At 54.1% G+C, this 19,542-nt stretch carries 19 protein-coding genes and 2 riboswitches; of the genes, 2 read left to right on the top strand and 17 right to left on the bottom strand.

Annotated features, from left to right (window positions below):
* Positions 1–38: 38 nt before the first annotated feature.
* Positions 39–213, bottom strand: a riboswitch (Lysine riboswitch).
* A gap of 57 nt (positions 214–270) precedes the next feature.
* A complete protein-coding gene (locus KNP68_RS11475; RefSeq protein WP_138859995.1) occupies positions 271–555 on the bottom strand; it encodes a hypothetical protein in 285 nt (94 codons plus the stop codon).
* A gap of 117 nt (positions 556–672) precedes the next feature.
* Positions 673–2,382 (bottom strand): adenine deaminase, encoded by a 1,710-nt coding sequence (gene ade, locus KNP68_RS11480; protein ID WP_058765696.1) that lies wholly within the window; start codon positions 2,380–2,382, stop codon positions 673–675.
* Positions 2,383–2,502: 120 nt separating this feature from the next.
* Here ade and KNP68_RS11485 point away from each other — a divergent pair, with 120 nt between their 5' ends.
* Positions 2,503–3,030 carry a gamma carbonic anhydrase family protein gene (locus tag KNP68_RS11485; protein ID WP_029596089.1) on the top strand — a complete coding sequence of 176 codons (528 nt, stop codon included), beginning with the start codon at positions 2,503–2,505 and terminating at the stop codon, positions 3,028–3,030.
* Between the two features lie 442 nt (positions 3,031–3,472).
* On the opposite strand, the gene KNP68_RS11490 is transcribed toward KNP68_RS11485, so the two are convergent.
* From KNP68_RS11490 to KNP68_RS11540, 11 genes are all read right to left on the bottom strand, one after another.
* Positions 3,473–4,021 carry a nitroreductase family protein gene (locus tag KNP68_RS11490; protein ID WP_021065234.1) on the bottom strand — a complete coding sequence of 183 codons (549 nt, stop codon included), beginning with the start codon at positions 4,019–4,021 and terminating at the stop codon, positions 3,473–3,475.
* Between the two features lie 117 nt (positions 4,022–4,138).
* Positions 4,139–5,431, bottom strand: coding sequence for a diaminopimelate decarboxylase (gene lysA, locus KNP68_RS11495; RefSeq protein WP_058765694.1), 1,293 nt, complete (start codon positions 5,429–5,431; stop codon positions 4,139–4,141).
* On the bottom strand, positions 5,401–6,489 hold the full coding sequence (gene alr, locus KNP68_RS11500) for an alanine racemase (RefSeq protein ID WP_021065232.1): 1,089 nt from the start codon (positions 6,487–6,489) through the stop codon (positions 5,401–5,403). Before alr ends, lysA begins: the two co-directional genes overlap by 31 nt.
* A 13-nt stretch (positions 6,490–6,502) precedes the next feature.
* Entirely contained in the window at positions 6,503–7,429 is a 927-nt protein-coding gene (locus KNP68_RS11505) for a branched-chain amino acid transaminase (protein WP_021065231.1), read from the bottom strand.
* Positions 7,430–7,475: 46 nt separating this feature from the next.
* Positions 7,476–8,183 carry a 2,3,4,5-tetrahydropyridine-2,6-dicarboxylate N-acetyltransferase gene (gene dapD / locus KNP68_RS11510; protein ID WP_021065230.1) on the bottom strand — a complete coding sequence of 236 codons (708 nt, stop codon included), beginning with the start codon at positions 8,181–8,183 and terminating at the stop codon, positions 7,476–7,478.
* Positions 8,161–8,910 carry a 4-hydroxy-tetrahydrodipicolinate reductase gene (gene dapB / locus KNP68_RS11515; protein ID WP_029596093.1) on the bottom strand — a complete coding sequence of 250 codons (750 nt, stop codon included), beginning with the start codon at positions 8,908–8,910 and terminating at the stop codon, positions 8,161–8,163. Before dapB ends, dapD begins: the two co-directional genes overlap by 23 nt.
* A complete protein-coding gene (dapA, locus tag KNP68_RS11520; RefSeq protein WP_214799616.1) occupies positions 8,907–9,788 on the bottom strand; it encodes a 4-hydroxy-tetrahydrodipicolinate synthase in 882 nt (293 codons plus the stop codon). The genes dapB and dapA overlap by 4 nt, the downstream gene beginning before the upstream one ends.
* Before the next feature lie 12 nt (positions 9,789–9,800).
* Positions 9,801–10,796, bottom strand: coding sequence for an aspartate-semialdehyde dehydrogenase (locus KNP68_RS11525; RefSeq protein ID WP_214799618.1), 996 nt, complete (start codon positions 10,794–10,796; stop codon positions 9,801–9,803).
* A gap of 12 nt (positions 10,797–10,808) precedes the next feature.
* Positions 10,809–12,008: an aspartate kinase gene (locus KNP68_RS11530; RefSeq protein WP_021065226.1), complete on the bottom strand. Its 1,200-nt coding sequence runs from the start codon at positions 12,006–12,008 to the stop codon at positions 10,809–10,811.
* 114 nt (positions 12,009–12,122) lie between these two features.
* A riboswitch (Lysine riboswitch) is annotated at positions 12,123–12,303 on the bottom strand.
* Between the two features lie 77 nt (positions 12,304–12,380).
* The gene (locus KNP68_RS11535; RefSeq protein ID WP_029596095.1) at positions 12,381–12,809 is read right to left on the bottom strand and encodes a GNAT family N-acetyltransferase; all 429 of its coding nucleotides are present in this window, start codon (positions 12,807–12,809) and stop codon (positions 12,381–12,383) included.
* A complete protein-coding gene (locus tag KNP68_RS11540; protein ID WP_214799619.1) occupies positions 12,803–13,963 on the bottom strand; it encodes an alanyl-tRNA editing protein in 1,161 nt (386 codons plus the stop codon). Before KNP68_RS11540 ends, KNP68_RS11535 begins: the two co-directional genes overlap by 7 nt.
* 96 nt (positions 13,964–14,059) lie before the next feature.
* On the opposite strand from KNP68_RS11540, the gene KNP68_RS11545 reads away from it, so the two are divergent.
* On the top strand, positions 14,060–14,788 hold the full coding sequence (locus tag KNP68_RS11545) for a GntR family transcriptional regulator (protein ID WP_029596096.1): 729 nt from the start codon (positions 14,060–14,062) through the stop codon (positions 14,786–14,788).
* A gap of 34 nt (positions 14,789–14,822) precedes the next feature.
* Here KNP68_RS11545 and KNP68_RS11550 read toward each other — a convergent pair whose 3' ends face one another.
* The 4 genes from KNP68_RS11550 to KNP68_RS11565 all read right to left on the bottom strand — a co-directional run bounded on the left by KNP68_RS11550 (position 14,823) and on the right by KNP68_RS11565 (position 19,526).
* Positions 14,823–15,926, bottom strand: coding sequence for an LCP family protein (locus KNP68_RS11550; protein WP_021065222.1), 1,104 nt, complete (start codon positions 15,924–15,926; stop codon positions 14,823–14,825).
* 150 nt (positions 15,927–16,076) lie between these two features.
* Positions 16,077–16,841: a glucosamine-6-phosphate deaminase gene (gene nagB / locus KNP68_RS11555; protein WP_021065221.1), complete on the bottom strand. Its 765-nt coding sequence runs from the start codon at positions 16,839–16,841 to the stop codon at positions 16,077–16,079.
* The gene (nagA, locus tag KNP68_RS11560) at positions 16,838–17,983 is read right to left on the bottom strand and encodes an N-acetylglucosamine-6-phosphate deacetylase (protein ID WP_214799622.1); all 1,146 of its coding nucleotides are present in this window, start codon (positions 17,981–17,983) and stop codon (positions 16,838–16,840) included. Before nagA ends, nagB begins: the two co-directional genes overlap by 4 nt.
* A gap of 172 nt (positions 17,984–18,155) precedes the next feature.
* Positions 18,156–19,526 carry an MATE family efflux transporter gene (locus KNP68_RS11565; RefSeq protein WP_214799624.1) on the bottom strand — a complete coding sequence of 457 codons (1,371 nt, stop codon included), beginning with the start codon at positions 19,524–19,526 and terminating at the stop codon, positions 18,156–18,158.
* Positions 19,527–19,542: the final 16 nt, after the last annotated feature.

Genomic DNA, 19,542 nt, shown 5'->3' on the forward strand with positions numbered 1-19,542 from the left:
AAAGCCGACACCCTCGCTGGATGTTCCGTCTTTCTTAGCCGACTTGGAGCGCTCCATACGTAAATATGTATGGCAGTCTGACGGGTATTTCCCGTCAGCCCAGCACAAAGTCAGAGACATGACTTTACACTTCGGCGATCTTGCCTTTCTGTAGTCTTCACCGTTGTCATCCTCGGACTACTTACTCATCAGCATCGCACCTCTACCTCATCGATAGCACGAATATTCATTTAAAGTTACGTCTAAATTATCATAGGTCATAGTGACTAATCAATAGTTTTTTTCATCTCGGATGATTTGTTTTAACACAGCGAGTGCGGCTTGATCGTCAGACTCGACCGCTTTAAAGAAATCACTAAAGAAATGATACAAGACGAATCGTTCGGCGTGTGACGATGTATGGTCTTTAATCGTCAGTAAGACGAGTTGACGCAACCGCCGTTTCGTCCGCGTCTCGTCAGGCAATTCTTCACATCGATCCTGGAAGGCACGATACACAGAATTGATCAAATCCTCATGTTCATCATACGACCTGTTGTAAGCAACTTGTTCCATCTGTTATATCCCCCCTTTCCATTTGTACCGATGAAACTTGTCGTAACTATACCAACTTAACCAAGAGCGTTCAATCGTTTCGGGTCGTTCTTAACAAAAATCATACGTTAGACTGACTTACGACTCGATGAATGAGAACGTCGTCACGTCGAATAGTCCCATATCGGTCAATTTCAAATCCGGGATGACCGGAAGCGCCAGGAACGACATCGTCAAATACGGGTTGAAGTGACGATGGGCCCCGACGACGTCGAGCGCATCGTTCAACTGTTCGAGCACGTCCGCCACTTCCGCATAAGGACGTTTCGTCATGAGTCCACCAATTTCAAGCGGTAAGACGGCCAGCACCTTGCCTTCTGACACCGCGACGACCCCACCGCCCACTTTTTCAAGCGTCTCGGCAGCGAGCAACATATCGTCCGGGCTCACCCCGGCGATGACGAGGTTATGGCTGTCGTGCGCGACCGTGGCCGCGAGCGCCCCTCGTTTCAAGCCGAAACCGGTTACCGGTGCGAGGGCCATATGACCCGTCCCGTGGTGGCGTTCGATGACGGCGAGCGTGGCGATATCTTGCTTGAGGTCGGCACCAGAAGCATCCGGATGAAAGACGAGTCGCTCCCGTTTCGTCAAGAGACTATTCGGCAATACTTGAATCACATCGACCGCTTCTTCCTTCACGGCCAAACGGAACGAATCAGCCGTCAAGTCCGGCAGCTTCAGCTCACCTTTCATCGGTTTCGGCACTTCAATCCCGTCAGCCTCGAACGTCGCCTTACCATCTTTAGCGACGACTTTCCCGTTCACGTAGACGGTGTCAATCGTTACCGATTCGACGTCTGACAAGATGACAAAGTTCGCGCGCTTGCCCGGGGCGATAGCACCCACGTCGGTTAGTCCATACGCCTCGGCCGCGTGCAGACTAGCAACGGCATAGGCCGTCTCTGGCTTGACGCCTTGTTTAATCGCCATGCGAATGTTGTAGTCGATCCCACCCTCAACGACGAGATCGTCCAAATGCTTATCGTCCGTACAGAATAAGAACCGGTGGGCGTTGCTCTCCGTGATGGCCCGGCTGACTTTTTCCACGTTCCGGGCAACCGACCCTTCACGAATTTGAACGTAAAAGCCGCGACGCACCCGTTCGAGCGCCTCCTCAGCCGTCGTACACTCATGATCGGTCATGATGCCGGCCGTGCGATACACGTTCAACTGATCCGGGCCAAGACCTGAGGCATGACCGTCGACGACTTTTCCGGCAAGTTCTGTCTGGGCGATCTTTTGAAGCATATCCGCACTACCCGACTCGACGGACGGATAGTCCATCACTTCGCCGAGACCGTGTACGCCCGGATCTCCTAAAAACGGTGCCAAGTCCTCGGCGTATAGCTTCGCACCTGCGTGCTCGAACGGTGTCGCCGGCACACAGCTTGGGAGCATCATGCGCACATCGAGCGGCAAGCCTTTGGCATCCGCCAACATATACTCGATTCCGAGCGCCCCGTTGACGTTCGCAATCTCATGCGGATCGGCGATGACTGTCGTGACTCCGAGCGGCAGGACCGCCTTGGCGAACTCGTGAGGCGGTACCATCGATGATTCAATATGGACGTGTGAATCGATGAACGACGGTGCGAGCGTCCAGGACGGGTCGTGGTATTCCGTCTCCCCTTCGTAACCGTCCCCGATGGCCACGATGTATCCCGCATCGATAGCGACATCCGTGCGAATCGTCTCACGACTGTAGACGTCGATGACCGCCACATCTTTAAAGACGACCGCTGCTTTCTTTTTCTTCGCCGCGATGTCGATCAAATGTTGTTTCTCCATCTGTGTGTCTCCTTTTTCCTACGTATTTTTACTATCTTAACAAGAATAATCTTTCAGGCGCAATTTCTTTTTCAACTTATGCGACAATGAAAGCATATCTGTTTGAAAGGGGTTACACTTATGCAGTACAAATTAGGCAAATTGATGCCGCAAGTTGACGAGACGGTTTTTCTCGCACCTGGGTCCCACGTGATCGGTGATGTCACCATCGGCGCCCATTCCGGCGTCTGGTTCAACACGGTCATTCGAGGCGATGAGGGACCGATTCGCATCGGTTCTTACGTGAATATCCAAGACGGATCGATGGTCCACCAATATGAAGGTTCCCCGACAGTCATTCATGACCGCGTCTCCATCGGACATATGGCGATGATTCACGGCTGTGAGATTGAAGAAGGTTGTCTCATCGGGATGCATGCCACCGTTCTCGACGGTGCAAAAATCGGGAAGGGCTCGTTCATCGCCGCTGGTGCTCTCGTCACACCGAACATGCAAATTCCGGAAGGCGTCATGGTCATGGGCGTCCCTGCCAAAGTCGTCCGTCCGCTTAACGACGAAGATCGCTTCATCATGGAACGGACCGTCAACAAATATGCGAAACGAGCCGAGCAGTACAGACAGACGTGTGAACCACTGACATCCACATAAAGTTTGTGAAAGCGTTTACAAGATTCATAAAATGTTAACGATTTCCCCGATTTTTCTTTATGTTTCCTTTGTATACTGAGGATGTAGTCAAGCCGACGTGTCGAAAGGGGCCAATTTGTATGTATCCAAATCATGCCGAACTGATGTTAGACTTGTACGCTTCGTCCGTTAACCCAAGTTATTGCCTGCATATCGAGGATTCGTTCGATGATACGCTACAAGGTACACATCGAGAGGTTTGGGAACGACTGCAATTGGATAATAATATAGAGAAAGAAATTAAAACTGAGGGAACGTGAACACGATGATTCCAACGAATGTCATTCAAGACTGGCTTGCAGCCAAGTTAAAAAAATAAACCGAGCGCTCACATGAACGGCTCAGTCTCATTGACCTATAAAGATTGGCCCGGTCGTAGTCACCTACGCTCGGGCCTTTTCGTTCACTCAAAAATTGTCAAACTAGCGTCAATCGATTGACGTTGCTTCGTCGGTGGCACGTCTTCGTAACGACCGAGCTGGAGTAACCCGACAAACGTCTCACCTTCAGCTCCAATCATCTCTTGAAGCCTGGCATCCTCAAAAATACCGCCCGTCCGCCAGACGAGGCCGATTTGTTGCTCACTACACAATAAATGAAAGTTTTGAATCATCGTCGCCGTCGCGAGTAGCGCATCTTTCTTCCCTTTGTCCGTCTCGAACGCTTTCGTCGTCACGTAGACACATGCGGCCGCGTTACGAATCCGCCCGGCGATCTTCTCACGTTTCGATTCCGGTCCATCTTGAAACGCCGGTTCGAGCGCCTGAAGCAAGACGTCTTTTCCATCCCCGTTGAACAAATAGAGATTCCACGGTTCGACTTTGTTATGAAACGGCGCTTGGTGAGCTGACGCCAACAACTCATAGAGTACTTTCGTCGCAATTGGTTCTTCCGTGAACATGCGAATCGTCCGCCGCGATTCAATCAACTGTTGTCCTGCTGTCTTTTCCATTGAAGTCACTTCCCCCTCTGTTCTCTCTCCCCCATCATAATTAAAAGCATTTCTCATTTGAAGAAGAACGACTTCCATTAAAAAACGCATCCCTGAATCAGGAATGCGTTTATGGCGTCACGTCGATTGTCCGACAATCTCACAGGCGACCAAGTCTTCGAGCGTCTGTCTCCGGACGACGAGACGATGTGTCCCGTCTTTCACGAAGACGACGGCCGGGCGGAGCATCTGGTTATAGTTGCTTGCCATCGAGAAGTTATACGCTCCCGTCGCTTTGACGAGCAAGAGATCACCAGCTTCGACCGGCGGGATAAGCGAACGGTTCGAGATGATGTCTCCCGACTCGCAGCACGCCCCGACGATTTTCGCCTCGAGCGTCTTCGCTTCATCCATCCGTGTCGCCGCAATGACGTCATATTCAGCGTCATAGAGAGCGGGACGAATGTTATCCGTCATCCCTCCATCGACCGAGACGTACGTGCGGACACCGCTCACTTCTTTCACCGTCCCGACTTCATAGAGCGTCGCGCCGGCGTTGGCGACGAGCCAACGGCCCGGTTCAATGCCGATTTTCGGAAGCGGCAAGCCGAAGCGTTCCACTTCCGCGACGAGCGTGTCCATCACTTGCGTCATCGTGTCGGCGAAGTCGAGCGGGTCGTCCGACTCGAGATAGGCGACACCGAAGCCGCCACCGATATTCAAGACGTCGGCCGTATACCCCGTCTCTTGACGGATCGTCTCGATGAAGTTGACCATCGTTTTGACCGTATTGATGAACAGCGTCGGTTCTTGAATCTGCGAGCCGACGTGACAGTGAATGCCTCGCAGTTGCAGTCGTTCCGCTTGTAGCGTTGCTTTGATTGCTTCGAGATACGTATCATCATGGGTCGGGAAGCCGAATTTCGTATCGACCCCGCCCGTCTGAATCGCCTCATGGGCGCCTCCGACGACTTGTGGGACGATGCGGAGCAAGACATCGACGTCTACCCCTTGCTCAGCGGCCAGACCCGACAACAGCCCAATCTCACGCATGTTGTCGATGGTGAAGTGGGTAATTCCGTTCTCGAGCGCGAACGTGATGTCCTGCACCGTCTTGTTCGAGCCGTGGACGTGAATCCGGTCAGCCGGGACACCGGCGTGGAGCGCGACGAACATCTCGCCCCGCGAGACGACGTCGATGCTCAGACCCGCTGCCATCACTTTATCGTATACGGCCGCAATCGACATCGCTTTCGATGCGTACAGCGCGTACGTGTTCGGATACTTGTCGAGGAACGCGTTCCGGACAAGGTCGAGACGACGTTCGAGTTCAGGCTCGCTCATGATATAGAGCGGTGTCCCGTACGTCGCTTGAAGTTCACGGACGGACACGCCTTCGATCATACAAACTGATTGGTTGGTGGTGTACATACATTGCCTCCTTCAAAGCGATGCGGGACACGCCATGAGCGTGCGCATAATTGTTCTGAGTTATTGGCGTGACCGGTACGGGTCACGTCATCGATTTTCGTAAGATGGCCATACAGCTCCACACGATCTCCGACTTGTACGGTGTCATCGACGCGTAAAAAACTGTGGCTCATGAAAATGTTGCTGATGAACGGATAGGCTCGTCCTTCGATATGGGCTGGTAAGAAGCGCCGGGCTCGCATGAGTCCGTCACCATAGCCGACCGAGAGTACGGCGATGCGTTCTTTCGTCTCGGCCGTGTAGCCCGTACCGTAACCGACGTGGGCACCGGCCTCGATGTCATGCACGGCGACGACTTCTGTTTCCCAGCGAAACGCCGGGATGAGCCAATCGACCGGTTCGACCGAAGAGTAGCCATAGAGAAAGATACCGACACGGACGTGCGTGCAATGCCCGAGACGCGGATCCGCTTGAAGCGTCGCTGCACTGTTGGCTGCGTGCACGATATCGAACGTGTGCCGCTCCATGAGACGATTCGACCAGTCGGCGAACCGCTCCACGTGCACACTGTGCTCGATTTCGGCGTTATCCGCGTCAGCGAGTGGGAAATGTGTACATAACCCGACAAGATCGAGCCCCTCGTCTTGGCAAAAGGCGACGATGGCCAACGCTTCCTGGAACGTCTTCGCACCGAAGCGGTTCATGCCGACGTCGAGCTTCAAATGAAGCCGGACCCCGTCGAGCTGGTCCCGTTGCGAGACGAGCCAGTCATAGGAACCGATGGCGACGTCAAGTTGGTCACGATGGACGCTTGTCCACTCGTATACCGGGTTCATGACAAGAACGCGTGCTTCCGGAGCTGATGCCCGGACCTCGCTCGCCTCGTCAAGCGTCGTCACCATGAAGTGACGCACCCCTTCTTCGTACAGTGTCGTCACAACTGGCTCCATCCCTAAGTTATAGGCGTTGTTTTTTACGACGGCGAACACCGGTCGGCCAAGCGCTTCAATCCGACGTTTGTTTTCGCGAACCGCATTCAAGTCAATTGTGACTCCCATACAAAAAACTCCTTTACTCTTTGACTCCAGCTTTGACGAACGTGACCCAATCACGGTGGCCTGCGATTTGTCCTGTCACAGCCTCACGGTAACGCGAGAGCATATTCGTCGCGACCGTTTGAACGCCGCCACCAATCGAAATATTGTCGATTTCGATGACGCTCGTCACTTCAGCCGCCGTTCCTGTTAAGAAAATCTCATCTGCGACATATAGTTCGTCACGTCCGATGTGGCGTTCGATGACCTCGAACCCTTCCTCACGGGCAAGTTCGATCACCGTTTGACGCGTGATGCCGTCGAGCACCGAGCAATCGAGTGACGGTGTGAAAATTTTGTTTCCTTTTACGAGGAAGATGTTGGCGACGCTCGCCTCGCTGACGTTTCCGTTCATGTCGAGGGCAATCGCTTCGTCATATCCGTCACGGACCGCTTCTCCTTTAAGGAGTTGCGAGTTCATATAGTTCGCTGCCGCTTTCGCTTGCATCGGCATCATCGTCGAAGAGACACGGCGATACGAGGCGACTTTCGCGCGGATTCCAACCGTCTTGCTGAAATATTCGCCGAGCGGCCAGCACGAGATGGCGACGTGTACTTTCGTTTCCTGCGTCGGCATGAGTGCCTGCCAAGGTGTGCCGAGGAAAACGAATGGGCGGATGTAACAAGCTTCGAATCCGTTGCGTTCAATCAATTCGATTGTCGCTTGTTCGAGCTCATCGACCGTGTACGGCAAGTCGACGTGATAGTATGCACACGAACGAACGAGTCGCTCCAAGTGTTCACGGAGTCGGAAGATGGCCGGGCCTTCCTCTGTGTGGTATGCCCGAATCCCTTCAAAGAACCCACTACCGTAGTGAATTGCGTGCGTCATGATACTCGTGTTCGCATCACTCGGCTCGATCCAAGCCCCGTCTTGCCACATCCATTGTCCATACTGTTCCATTGTTCAACTCTCCCATTCATTTTTGATATTTTCTGTCTATTATACGTTACAGGGAGCGTAAGTCATCAACAAGTTGTGTTTTTTCTGCGGTTTTTTCATCTTTTTGCTTAATGACGCGGGCTGGTGTACCGGCAACGACGACGCCTGGCGGTACGTCTTGCGTGACGACACTACCTGCTGCGACGACGGCATTTTCACCGATGCGGACGCCTTCCAAAATGACGGCGTTCGCACCGACCATGACACCGTCTTCGATGATGACCGGATCTTTTGAAGGTGGCTCAAGAACACCCGCCACGACAGCGCCAGCGCCAAGGTGGACGTTTTTCCCGAGTGTCCCGCGGGCACCGATGACCGCGTTCATATCGACCATCGACCCGTCACCGATGACGGCACCGATATTGATGACAGCACCCATCATGACGACGACGTTGTTCCCGATTTGAACGTGGTCGCGAATGAACGAACCTGGTTCGATGCGGGCATTCAACTGCGTCGTATCGAGCATCGGTACGGCGCTGTTCCGGCGATCGTACTCGAGGTGCGTGTCCGTGATGACGGCAGCGTTCGCTTCTAGGAAAGCAGCCGCACGTTCAGCCGTTGTAAGGAACAGTTTCGACTCGTCTGTTCCAAAAGCTTTGGCATCTTCGATTGTCAGACCGGCCAATTGACCGTTAACGTACAATTTGACAGGCGTTTCTTTCTTGGCATCTTTAATGTATTGCGCGATTTCATAAGCGTTTGTGAGTAACATGAGTGGCCTCCTCGTATAGGTTCGTTAAATTGTATAGTCCGGCTGGGCGGTCAAGAATCGTTGCCGCCGCAGCGAGTGCCCCGTTCGCGAAGACGCGTTTGGACAGGGCCGTGTGTTTCAATTCAAGCATTTCGTCGTCTCCGGCAAAGAGGACGGTATGTTCTCCAAAAATCGTCCCCCCGCGTACCGAATGCATGCCGAGTTCATCGGCTGCACGCGCTTCGCGGCGCGGTGTCCGGTCATATACCGGTGTCACGTCGCGTTTCGCCTCGATGGCACGGGCGAGCAATTCCGCCGTCCCGCTCGGTGCATCGACTTTTTTGCGGTGGTGCGCCTCAATCACTTCGATGTCATAACCGAGCGTGAGCGGGACGAGTTGGTCGAGCAACTGTTTCAGGAGCGCGATCCCATAAGACGTATTATACGACTGGAAAATCGGGATCTCCTGAGACGCCGCTTCAATTTTGGCGAGCTCTGCTTCCGAGAAGCCCGTCGTCGCGATGACGAGCGGGATTTGCTTGGCTTTCCCGAACGCGAGTACGTCATCCAACAACGCCGGGTTCGAGAAGTCGATGACGACATCGACGTCGGCCTCGACATCTTGTATCGAGACGGGATGTTCCCCTCCAGCCGGTGAGACGATGGCTGCAACGGTCAAGTTTTGTGTCCGGGCGACTTCTTCGACGATCTGTCCCATCGCGCCGTATCCATGAATGAGTAAGTTCACTGTCTCACCTCATTGAACTGCTCCATTGCCGATAACAAGCGGGCCTCGGCCGTCGCGCTCATCGGGACGAGCGGGAGACGTGGTGCACCGAACTCGAAGCCGCGCGCATTGAGTGCTGCTTTGACCGGAATCGGATTCACTTCCGCGAACAATTCGTCAATGACCGGGAGCAGTCGGAGCTGCCAGCGGCGCGCCGTCTCCAAGTCTCCAGCGAGGAGCGCTTCGGCTAAGGCGACCGTCGCACCCGGATAGACGTTCGAAAGGACCGAGACAACACCTTGCGCCCCCCAAGCCATATAAGGAAGGATTTGATCATCGTTCCCGCAATAGACTGGGAAGCCTTCCGGCACGTGCGCCATCATTTGAGCCATCACCGAGATATCCCCGCTCGCTTCTTTAAGCGCAGCGATGCGTGGGTGATCAGCGAGTTCCCCAACCGTTGCCGGATCAAGGGCGACGCCCGTCCGCGATGGTACGTTGTAGAGCATGAGCGGAATCGGTGACGCGTCGGCGATCGCTGTGAAATGGGCAATCAGACCCGCTTGCGTCGACTTGTTGTAATAAGGCGTGACGACCATCGCCATCTCGGCTCCGAGTTCGGCGGCCCGTTTCGTCTTTTGAATGCTGAGCGCCGTGTTGTTCGACCCGGTTCCAGCGATGATAACGGCGCGGCCGGCAGCGACTTCAATCGCTTTGACGAGAAGCGTCTCGAACTCTTCGTCCGTGATGGTCATGCCCTCACCAGTCGTTCCCCCGATCACGAGACCGCTGACACCTTCTTTAATTTGATCTTCAATCAACGCTTCCCATGCTGTGAGATGTAGCTGACCGTCTGCTTGAAACGGTGTAGCGAGTGCGGTTGCGACTCCTGTGAACATATAATCTCCCCCTTATTTCGTAGCAGTCTGCCCAATCATGCATTGGGCGATTTGGACGGCGTTCGCTGCCGCGCCTTTTCGAACATTATCAGCGACGCACCAGAGATGGAACGTGTTCGGCTGTGACTCATCGACACGGATACGACCGACGTACACGTCGTCTGTCCCGTTCGCATCGAGCGGTGTCGGATAGACGAGCTCCCCTGGGTTATCCATCAAGACGACACCTGGCGCGTCCGCGAGCACGGCTTTCACTTCTGCGAGCGTCGCGTCGCGGTCGAGCGTGACCGTGATGGAGACGGCATGGCTGTTGCGGACCGGGACACGGACACATGTTGCGGTGACACCGAGGTTCGGCGCGTTTAAAATCTTGCGTGTCTCTTCAATCATCTTCTGTTCTTCTTTCGTATAACCGTTCTCTAAGAACACATCAATGTGTGGCAAGACGTTATCGTAAATCGGATACGGATAGTTCTTCGGCTCTTCCCCACGTGCTCCGCGTTCCAAGTCTTCAATCCCTTTTTGGCCCGAGCCAGAGACGGCTTGATACGACGTATAGGCGACACGCGTCAATCCGTATACTTCCGCGAGTGGTGCGAGCGCGACGACCGATTGGATCGTCGAGCAGTTCGGGTTGGCGATGAGCGTCTTGTCCGGGCTCAGTTCGACTCGGTTCACTTCCGGTACGATGAGCGGAATGTCCGCCTGCATCCGGAATGCACTCGAGTTGTCGATGACGATGACACCTTGTTCACTCAGGCGAGGCGCATATTGTTCACTGATGCTCCCACCGGCTGAGAAGAGCGCGATATCGATTGGGTCCGCATAAATCGCGTCCGACAGTTCCCGGATGACGACGTCCTTGCCGTTCACGTTCACGGTCTTCCCGGCCGAACGGGCCGATGCGTACAACATCAATTCGTTAATCGGGAATTCATACTCGGTCAATACTTCAATCATCTTTTGGCCGACGGCACCGGTCGCACCGACGACGGCTACGTTATACATGTGGCGTCCTCCTTATAACTTGAAGCGGGTCGCGATGGCCGCGACGGCTGCTTCGACGTCTTGTTCGTTAATCGTGTACGAGATGCTAATCTCGGATGTCGTGACTTGATAGAATGGGATTCCGCTCTCGCGGAACGTGGCGAACAGTTCGGCTGCGACACCGGTCGCGTCACGCATGCCGATGCCGACGACCGAGATTTTCGCATGCTCGGTATGACGGTCGATTTTGATTTGTGGGAACGTCTCAGTCAGTTCCGCGAGCGCCTCTTCGAGAAACGCTTCTTCATCGAGCGGACAGGTGAACGACAGGAATACTTCACCATCGAACGCGGTCTGACTGATCATATCGATATTGACATGACGCTGTGACAATTTCTCGAAAATGTCGGCAACTCCTGCCACCGAATGTGGAATATGTTTGATTGAGACGCTGAGCACGTTCTTCACGACGCTCACGCTCGTCACCGCTTTTTGTTCCATCGCCTGTGTCATATCCATGATCCATGTTCCTCCTTCGCTCGCAAGCGTCTTTCCTACAAAGATGTTCACATCAAATTTTTTCGCGAGCTCTACGCTACGCATCTCCATCACTTTCGACCCGAGCGCGCTCATCTCCATCATCTCGTCATACGAGACGGTATCTAATCGGCGGGCCGTCGGATGGATGCGCGGGTCAGCCGTATAAACACCGGCGACGTCTGTGTAAATCTCACAGCGTTTGCTGAGGACGGCGGCCAAGGCGACAGCGGTCGTATCCGATCCGCCTCGTCCGAGCGTCGTCACATCACCGAACTCGTTGACACCTTGGAAACCGGCGACGATGACGACGTCATATGTCCGGAGCTTCTCTTCGAGCACTTCTTTGCGAATCGCCTTGATTTTACTTTTCGTGTGAATGCCCATCGTGTCGATCCCGGCTTGTTGTCCGGTAAGCGAGATGGCAGCCACGCCTCGAGAGTTTAAAGCGATGCTGAGCAGGCTGATCGTCTGCTCCTCACCGACCGCGAGCAAGCGGTCCAGTTCACGAATCATCGGGCGTTCCGTGATTTGTTTGGCGAGTGACAACAGTGAGTCAGTCGTTTTCCCCATCGCGGAGACGACGACGACAAGTTTTTCTCCGGCCGCGGCCCGTGTCTGTAAATATTCGGAAATGGCCTGGATTTGTTCAATCGTGGCAACGGAGCTGCCTCCAAATTTCAATACGGTTGTCATCAGGTTCCCCACTTTCATGATGTCCACCAACAGAAAAAGCGGCAGACCGGTAGGAAGCACTCTCCCTACGGTCTGCCGCTTGTACGCGCAGTTGAAAAACGATTAAAGAATCGTTCCGTAGATAGCGCTCCATGGCATTTCATCCATGGCAGTGTAGGCGTTATTCACGACTACCCCAGCCTTCGTTCGTACGCATGCGAACGTCGACTTCGGCGAAATTCCCCTTTCGGCTCGATCCGGAATGCGTCCGTGTCGATCAAGCGTACTCATGTCATTCGCAACCTCTATCTGTCAGTTGTTAGTTTTAGTTATAACAAATGCATCCCGGCTTGCCAACCTTTTTTTATAAAAAAGGAAAATTTCTAAAAACAATCACCACGTCTTTTTCATCATCCGATGCGGGATGTCCGCGTCTAAAAATTCGTCCCCGTACGCCTCATATCCGAGACGCTCATAGAAAGGGAGTGCCGTCAGTTGAGCGCCAAGTTTGAGCTCATGTAACTCGCTCGTCCGGGCGACGGACTCGATAGCGAGCATAACCTCTTTCGCATACCCGTTGCCGCGCGCCGAAGCGAGTGTGGCGACCCGCTCGACTTTCCCGACCGCGTCACCGATTGGACGCAGACGCGCCGTCGTCACCGGCTCACCGTCCACTGTCCCGACGAAATGGATGCAGGCTGGGTCAAGCTCATCATACTCGATTTCAGGGGCGATGCCTTGCTCGTGAATAAACACTGTCGCCCGCACAACCCGTGCCTGTTCAATCAGTTCTGCTCCCGTGCCGTGCTCAATCTTCAACATGATACCATCCCTTCCTGAAGCCGTTTCACGATTTCTGCCGTCGCGCGTTCCAACTCGATGACCGATTCGAATCGGGCCTGGGCTTGTTTATGACTGCCGCCACCGCGACCGATGCCGAGGTCGTCGAGCGTCCGTTTTAAGAATTTACCGATGGCGATGTCATGTGTCCCGTCATGCATGAGCCATAGCTTTTGACCCGTATGATTGGCTCCGACAGCGATTCGGCCCGTCGCGGCGATGCGTTCGACGATGGTCGTCGTCAACGTCTCCGCTTCCGTCTTACCGATATGGGTGATGACGTAATTGTCTTCCTGCAAAAAGGCAGCGACTTTCGCTTTCGCGACGCGCGCCTCGAGCGCCTTCACTTCCTTGTCCCGCTCGAGACGAAGATTTCGTTCCTCGAGGACACGGGCAGCGACCGTCTCGTTCGTCGTCGATAACGTTTGGTGAATCGTCCGCAACGCCGTCCGTGACGAATGGATGGCGGACAAGGCCCGGTGACCGGCAACATACGTCAAACGAACGTTCCCACGAACTTTCTTCATCGAGGTCACATGGACGATCCCAAGTTGGCCGGTCGTCTCGACATGTGTCCCACCGCACGCGTTGTAATCGAGTCCCTCAATGTCGACGATCCGGATCATCCCGGTGCGATCGGTCGGTTTGCGTAACCGATTGACCTCGACCTCTGCGGACGCGAGTTCGTACGTGGAGACGGGACGGTTCTCAAAGATGATGCGTTGCACGTCTCGTTCCAACGACTCGATTTGAGTCCAATCGAGCGTCTCTGTCTCGATTTCAAGCGACGACTCCTCTTGTCCGATGCCGAAGCTGAGCGTCTGAATGCCGTATTCGTCTTCCAATAAAGCCGTCAACACGTGCTGAGCCGTGTGTTGAATCGAGTGGTCGTGACGGACCGCTTCATCGACTATGCCGGTCACGAACGTCCCACGTTCGAGCCCCGGTTCGACTAAATGCCAGACGACCTCCTCGACCCGTTGCACATCGAGAACGGGTTGTCCGTCGAGTGTTCCGACGTCCGGAGGTTGGCCCCCGCCTTCCGCATAAAATAATGTGGATTCAAGCGCGACCCACGTCCCGCGCGCATCGGTGCGCACGTCGGTCACCGTCGTTTCAAATTGCCATGGCTTCATCTTGATCGCCGCCTTTTCTGTAGGATATGTTCAGACAACTAGTCTAATTTGGTCTATAATAAGAAACACTTACTTTAGCAGTCAGGAGCGATATGCATGTTACAGATTGATAAACAATCACCGCTACCTATTTATTATCAAATCGAAGCCTATTTAAAGCAACAAATAGATGCCGGCGAGCTCCAACCCGGGGAATCCATCCCATCCGAACGGGAGTTTTCCGAGCGCTATAACGTGAGTCGGATGACGGTCCGCCAAGCGATCACAAACTTGGTCAACGCCGGTTATTTGAGCCGTCAAAAAGGCCGAGGCACGTTCGTCGCCAACAAGAAAATCACGATGGCCTTGTCCGGATTGACAAGTTTCTCGGAAGAAATCAAACATCGGGGCATGCGTCCGTTTAGCCGCCTGTTGTCGTTCCAGACGATTTCAGCCCCGGCCAAAATCGCCCAAAAATTGAGCGTCGCGCTCGACACGCCCGTCTATGAGATGCGACGTCTCCGTCTCGCCGATGAGAACGTGCTCGCCCTCGAGACGGCATACATCCCGGTCGCCTTACTACCGAACTTGACCGAGACAGATGCCGTCGGTTCGATTTACGAGTTCGCCGAGCAGTCAGGGCTCCGGTTGAAGAATGCGACCCAAACCCTCGAGGCGAGGAGCGCGGGACCGGAGGAAGCAAAGCTGTTGACGATTTCTCCGAACGCCCCTGTGCTCTTAATCGACCAACGGACGTATCTCGAGAACGGGGACATGTTCGAATATAGCCGTTCCTTGTTCCGCGGCGACGCCTACTCGTTCACCGTTGCGATGGAACGCACATAAAAAAATGGTTTGCCGCGGACGGCAAACCATTTTTTTATTGTGCTTCATACGTGATTCCGGCTGGGTCGTACATATACGTCTCAAGCTCGGTATCGGTCATCGGCTCGACTTCATTCCCGGCATCGGCCTGTTGGACGCGGTAACGAACTTCTTCGAGCAACGGCTCGTTCAAGAAGTAATAGAAATGACCGTCGACACCGCGGGCCCCTTCACCGGTCAACTGATATTGAACCGTGTTGTTGAGGGCGCCGACGTCCTCGATTAAACGCATATAATCGTTCGGACCGAGCGTCGTCTGCATGTTGTCCCCGACTGCTTTCAACACTTTGTCGTAGTTGTTGATGAGCGACGTGCCGAGCGCTTGGTCAAGGACGGCATTGATGACTTCCATCTGACGCTGTCCGCGACCGATGTCTCCGCGTGGGTCGTCATAGCGGTTACGGACGTAAGCGAGTGCCTCTTCGCCCGATAACTGCTGAAGCCCTGCTTCGACTTGGACGACTTCTCGTGAGGCGTCGTAACTCTTCTGTTCAGACGAGAACGGGACGTCGATTTCGACCCCGCCGACGGCATCGATGAAGTCGACGAACCCTTGGAAGTTGAGGGAGACGACGTGGTCGATGTCGATGCCGACCAAGTCTTCAATCGTGTTCGTCGCCATCCGCATACCGTTGTTCGGGTTCGATTCATCCATCGACCCGAAGTAATAGGCGTGCGTGATTTTGTCTTGATCGAGACCCGTCTTACCGTACGGGATATTGAAGCCCGTATAGTCGATGTTGACGTACGAGTCACGCGGGATGCTGAGCATCGTCGTCTGTTTGTTTTTCTTGTTCAGAATGACGACAATCATGACGTCAGACCGACCATACTCGCCGCGCGCTTTCTTCTGCGGGGACAAGTCCGTCCCGAGCACGAGGAAGCTCTCGGTATCCTCTTTATCAAATCGAGTCGGTTCGATAGTCGGATCATCCTCAAGCGTCACTTGAGTACCTGACAGCATGTTATGCGCTTTATAAAAAGCCGTTCCATACATGCTTGAGCCAACGATGACGGCAATCAATACAAGGGCGCTGAACAGCTTATAAAACGCAGACGGGCCTTTGCGCCGTCTACGAGCTTGGGTTCTTGAATTCATGAGTTTCTCCTTCGCGATCGAATGATATGAGCTTCACCTATTATAGAGGAAACCTCGACTTTTGTCGAAAACGTTTTGATTACAAATCCATTTCCATACAATTTCCCACAGTTAACGAGAAAAAACCTGGAGACACTTGTCTCCAGGTCATCAAGCTCGGATCGAAAAGAATCGGTCGGCCGCTTCACTGCCACGCGCCTGTAACACATTGCTACAAGCCGAGGCCGCTTCGGCATCGAGCACGATGGTCACACTTGGATGCGCCTGTAAGATGGAAGCCGGCCAGTCAATCGTCGGCACGCTCTCAATCATGTGATGCACGGCTTCGGCTTTACGGGTACCGGTCGCGACGAGGACGATCTCGCGTGCGTTCATAATCGTATCGAGTCCCATCGTGATGGCCTGCGTCGGCACGTCTTCGATTGAATCGAAGAAACGGCGGTTCGCTTCACGCGTCGACTCGGTCAGTTCGGTCACATGCGTCTTCGCATCGAGCGCGGTACCCGGCTCATTGAAGGCGATATGTCCGTTCTCTCCGATGCCTAGCAATTGCAGGTCGACACCAATCGAGCGGACGAGCTGTTCATAGCGAGCCGCTTCCGCTTCCGGGTCGGCCGCGTCACCATGAGGCAGATGGCTCTGTTTGAATGGGATGTCATTGAACAGCTTCTCTTCCATGAAGTGATGATAGCTTTGCGGATGACTCGGCGCGAGCCCGATATACTCATCAAGATTGACGCTCGTCACATGACTGCAGTCGAGCCGATCTCGTTTGAACATCTGATACATCCCGACCGGTGTACTGCCCGTCGCGAGTCCGAGCACGAAATCGCGCTTCCCGGCGACCCGCTCTTTGATGAGTGTATATGCGATTTCTTCTGCGTCCGTCGGTGTGTTCGCCACTAATATGTTCATTGCATGTCCTCCTTCGAATAACTGACCTGTCCTTGATGAATCGTCGTTATAACCGTCATTGCGTCATCCCAAATGACGAGATCCGCGTCGAAGCCAGGCGCGATGGCCCCTTTGTTCGTCAAGCCGAACTCACGCGCTTGGTTCGCTGACGTCATCTTCACCGCTTCTTGCACCGTGCATCCCGTGTATAACAGCATGTTGCGGAACGCCGCGTCCATCGTCAAGACGCTGCCGGCCAAGTTCCCGGCTTCGAGTCGAGCCGCCCCGCCTTCGACGATGACCGGTTGACCCCCGAGTTCATAACGGCCGTCCGGAAGACCTTTGGCGCGCATCGCATCCGTAATGACGACGAGACCGTCGGCCCCTTTCATGCGATAGGCGAAGTCGACCATCTCGTGACGGCTGTGAATCCCGTCTGGAATGATTTCAACCATGACGTCCCGCTCCAACAGACAATAGCCGACCGTTCCCGGCTCCCGATGATGAATCCCTCGCATCTGATTGTATAAGTGCGTGCCATGCTTGACGTTCGCTTCCTTGTTCTCGGCAAACGTGGCGTTCGTGTGTCCGGTCGATCCGATTGCACCGGTTTCACCCATCACCTGTTCAAGCTCACGTGCTCCCGGACGTTCCGGCGCATACGTGACGAGGCGAATGTGACCGCCCGCCTCCTGTTGCCATGTGCGGAATTGATTTGCATCGGGATCGATAATATATTCGGCCGGCTGTGCCCCCGCATTGTCGACGTTGACGAACGGTCCCTCTAGATGGATGCCGACGAGGGACGTGTCTCCCGCCTCGATGACAGTCCGGGCTGCTTGCAACGCCTTCGTAATGGCAGTCGGTGACTGTGTAATCGTCGTCGCAAAATAAGACGTCACACCTTCAGCGAGCATCGAACGGCTGAGATGACGTAGTCGATCCACGTCCGCATCCATCGTATCGACGTCGTAACCGCCGTGGATGTGAACGTCAATCATGCCTGGCGTCACGAGTGCCCCACGAACGTCAATCTCTTTATCTGTTCCTGCCTGATAGTCCTCCATCGCACCGACGCTCACAATCGTCGTGCCATCGAATTGGATATAGCCTCGTTCCCACGTTTCGTCCCCCGAAACGATGTGTGCATTGATGATTACCATAATCGGTCATCCACCTTTCTTCAAGTAGCTTCATCGTTATCATATCAAAAACCAGTATAGTTGTATAGACCAATATCACTAACTGACAAACTCGATTTCCCCAGTTCTTTGCCCATCCTGTTTCCCCCTCAAACAACAAAAAGGCTGACGCCGTAGCGTCAACCTGTCTCGGTTAGGATGTTTCGTTCGTAATCGGTTGGGCCTCATACCGTTTGACGATATGAATGAGACGCATGACCAGCAACACGGCTCCGGCCGCTAGACCCGCAATCAAACCAATCCAATAGCCGTCCGGTCCGAAACCGAACTGTTCGGCAAGCGCATAGCCGAGCGGGAGGCCGATGACCCAATAGGCGATGAGCGACAAGATGAGCGTCACGTTGACGTCCTTGAACCCGCGTAAAATCCCTTGAATCGGGGCGGCGACCGCATCCGATAATTGGAAGAAGACCGCAAAAATCATGAAGTGGGCCGCGAGTTCCACGACGGCCGCATCGTTCGTATAGATGGCCGCAACCCGTTCATTTTGCCAAAACAGAAGCGCTCCCGAGAATGATGACACACCGAGACAAAGGACGATACCGATTTTGGCATAGCGTACGGCGTCTTGGAGCCGCCGGGCCCCGAGCTCATAGCCGACGACAATCGTGAGTGCGCTCGACGCGGACAACGGCAACATATAGACAAATGAAGCGAAGTTGATGGCCGCTTGGTGGGCCGCGACGATATTGTCTCCATATTCACTCAAGAGCAACGTCACCGCCGCAAAGATGCTCACTTCCGCAAAAATGGCGAGACCGATCGGTGTCCCGAGCTTGAGCAGTTCTTTCTGTCTCGGCCAGAAGATACGCTCCACTGAGCGCAAGAAACGATATTCAAGGAAAGGCTTGCCGTTCCGGACAAACGCGAACGCCATAAAGAAGAGCAACCAATATGTGATGGCCGAGGCGATTCCCGCCCCGACACCGCCATAGGCCGGGACGCCGAGTTTTCCAAAGATGAAGATGTAATTTAATCCGACGTTAATGGGTAACCCTAATAGTATAAGTAGCATCGAGATTCGCGTTTTGCCGAGCGAGTCCATGAGCGTGCGTAGCACGTTGAACAAGAACATCGGCAACACCCCGAATCCGAGTGCGAGCAAATACCCTTTGGCAATCCGTTTCCCTTCCTCACTCAGTCCCATGCCGTCGACAGCCGTCGGGACGAGCCAAAAGCCGAGCACGAGCGTCGCGATGCTCAGACCGATCGCTAAGTATACGCCTTGGTACAGCGTCCGTTGAATCTGCTGGATATTGCGGGCCCCGAGCGCCTGGGCGACGATTGGGGCGACAGCGAGCAGAATCCCGCTCAACCCCGTATACACCGGCATCCATAAACTCGACCCGACACCGACACCCGCCAAATCGACGGCGCCGGCTCGGCCCGACATGACTGTGTCAAAAAAGCTGATTAAGTAAAAGGACACTTGTGTCACCAAAATCGGGAAGAAGATGGTGAAGAACAGTTTGATTTTTTCATTTAGTGAATGTGTTTGATACATGGGCAACCTCATCTCA

The sequence above is a fragment of the Exiguobacterium sp. s50 genome, assembly GCF_018618175.1.
GTDB lineage: Bacteria > Bacillota > Bacilli > Exiguobacteriales > Exiguobacteriaceae > Exiguobacterium > Exiguobacterium chiriqhucha.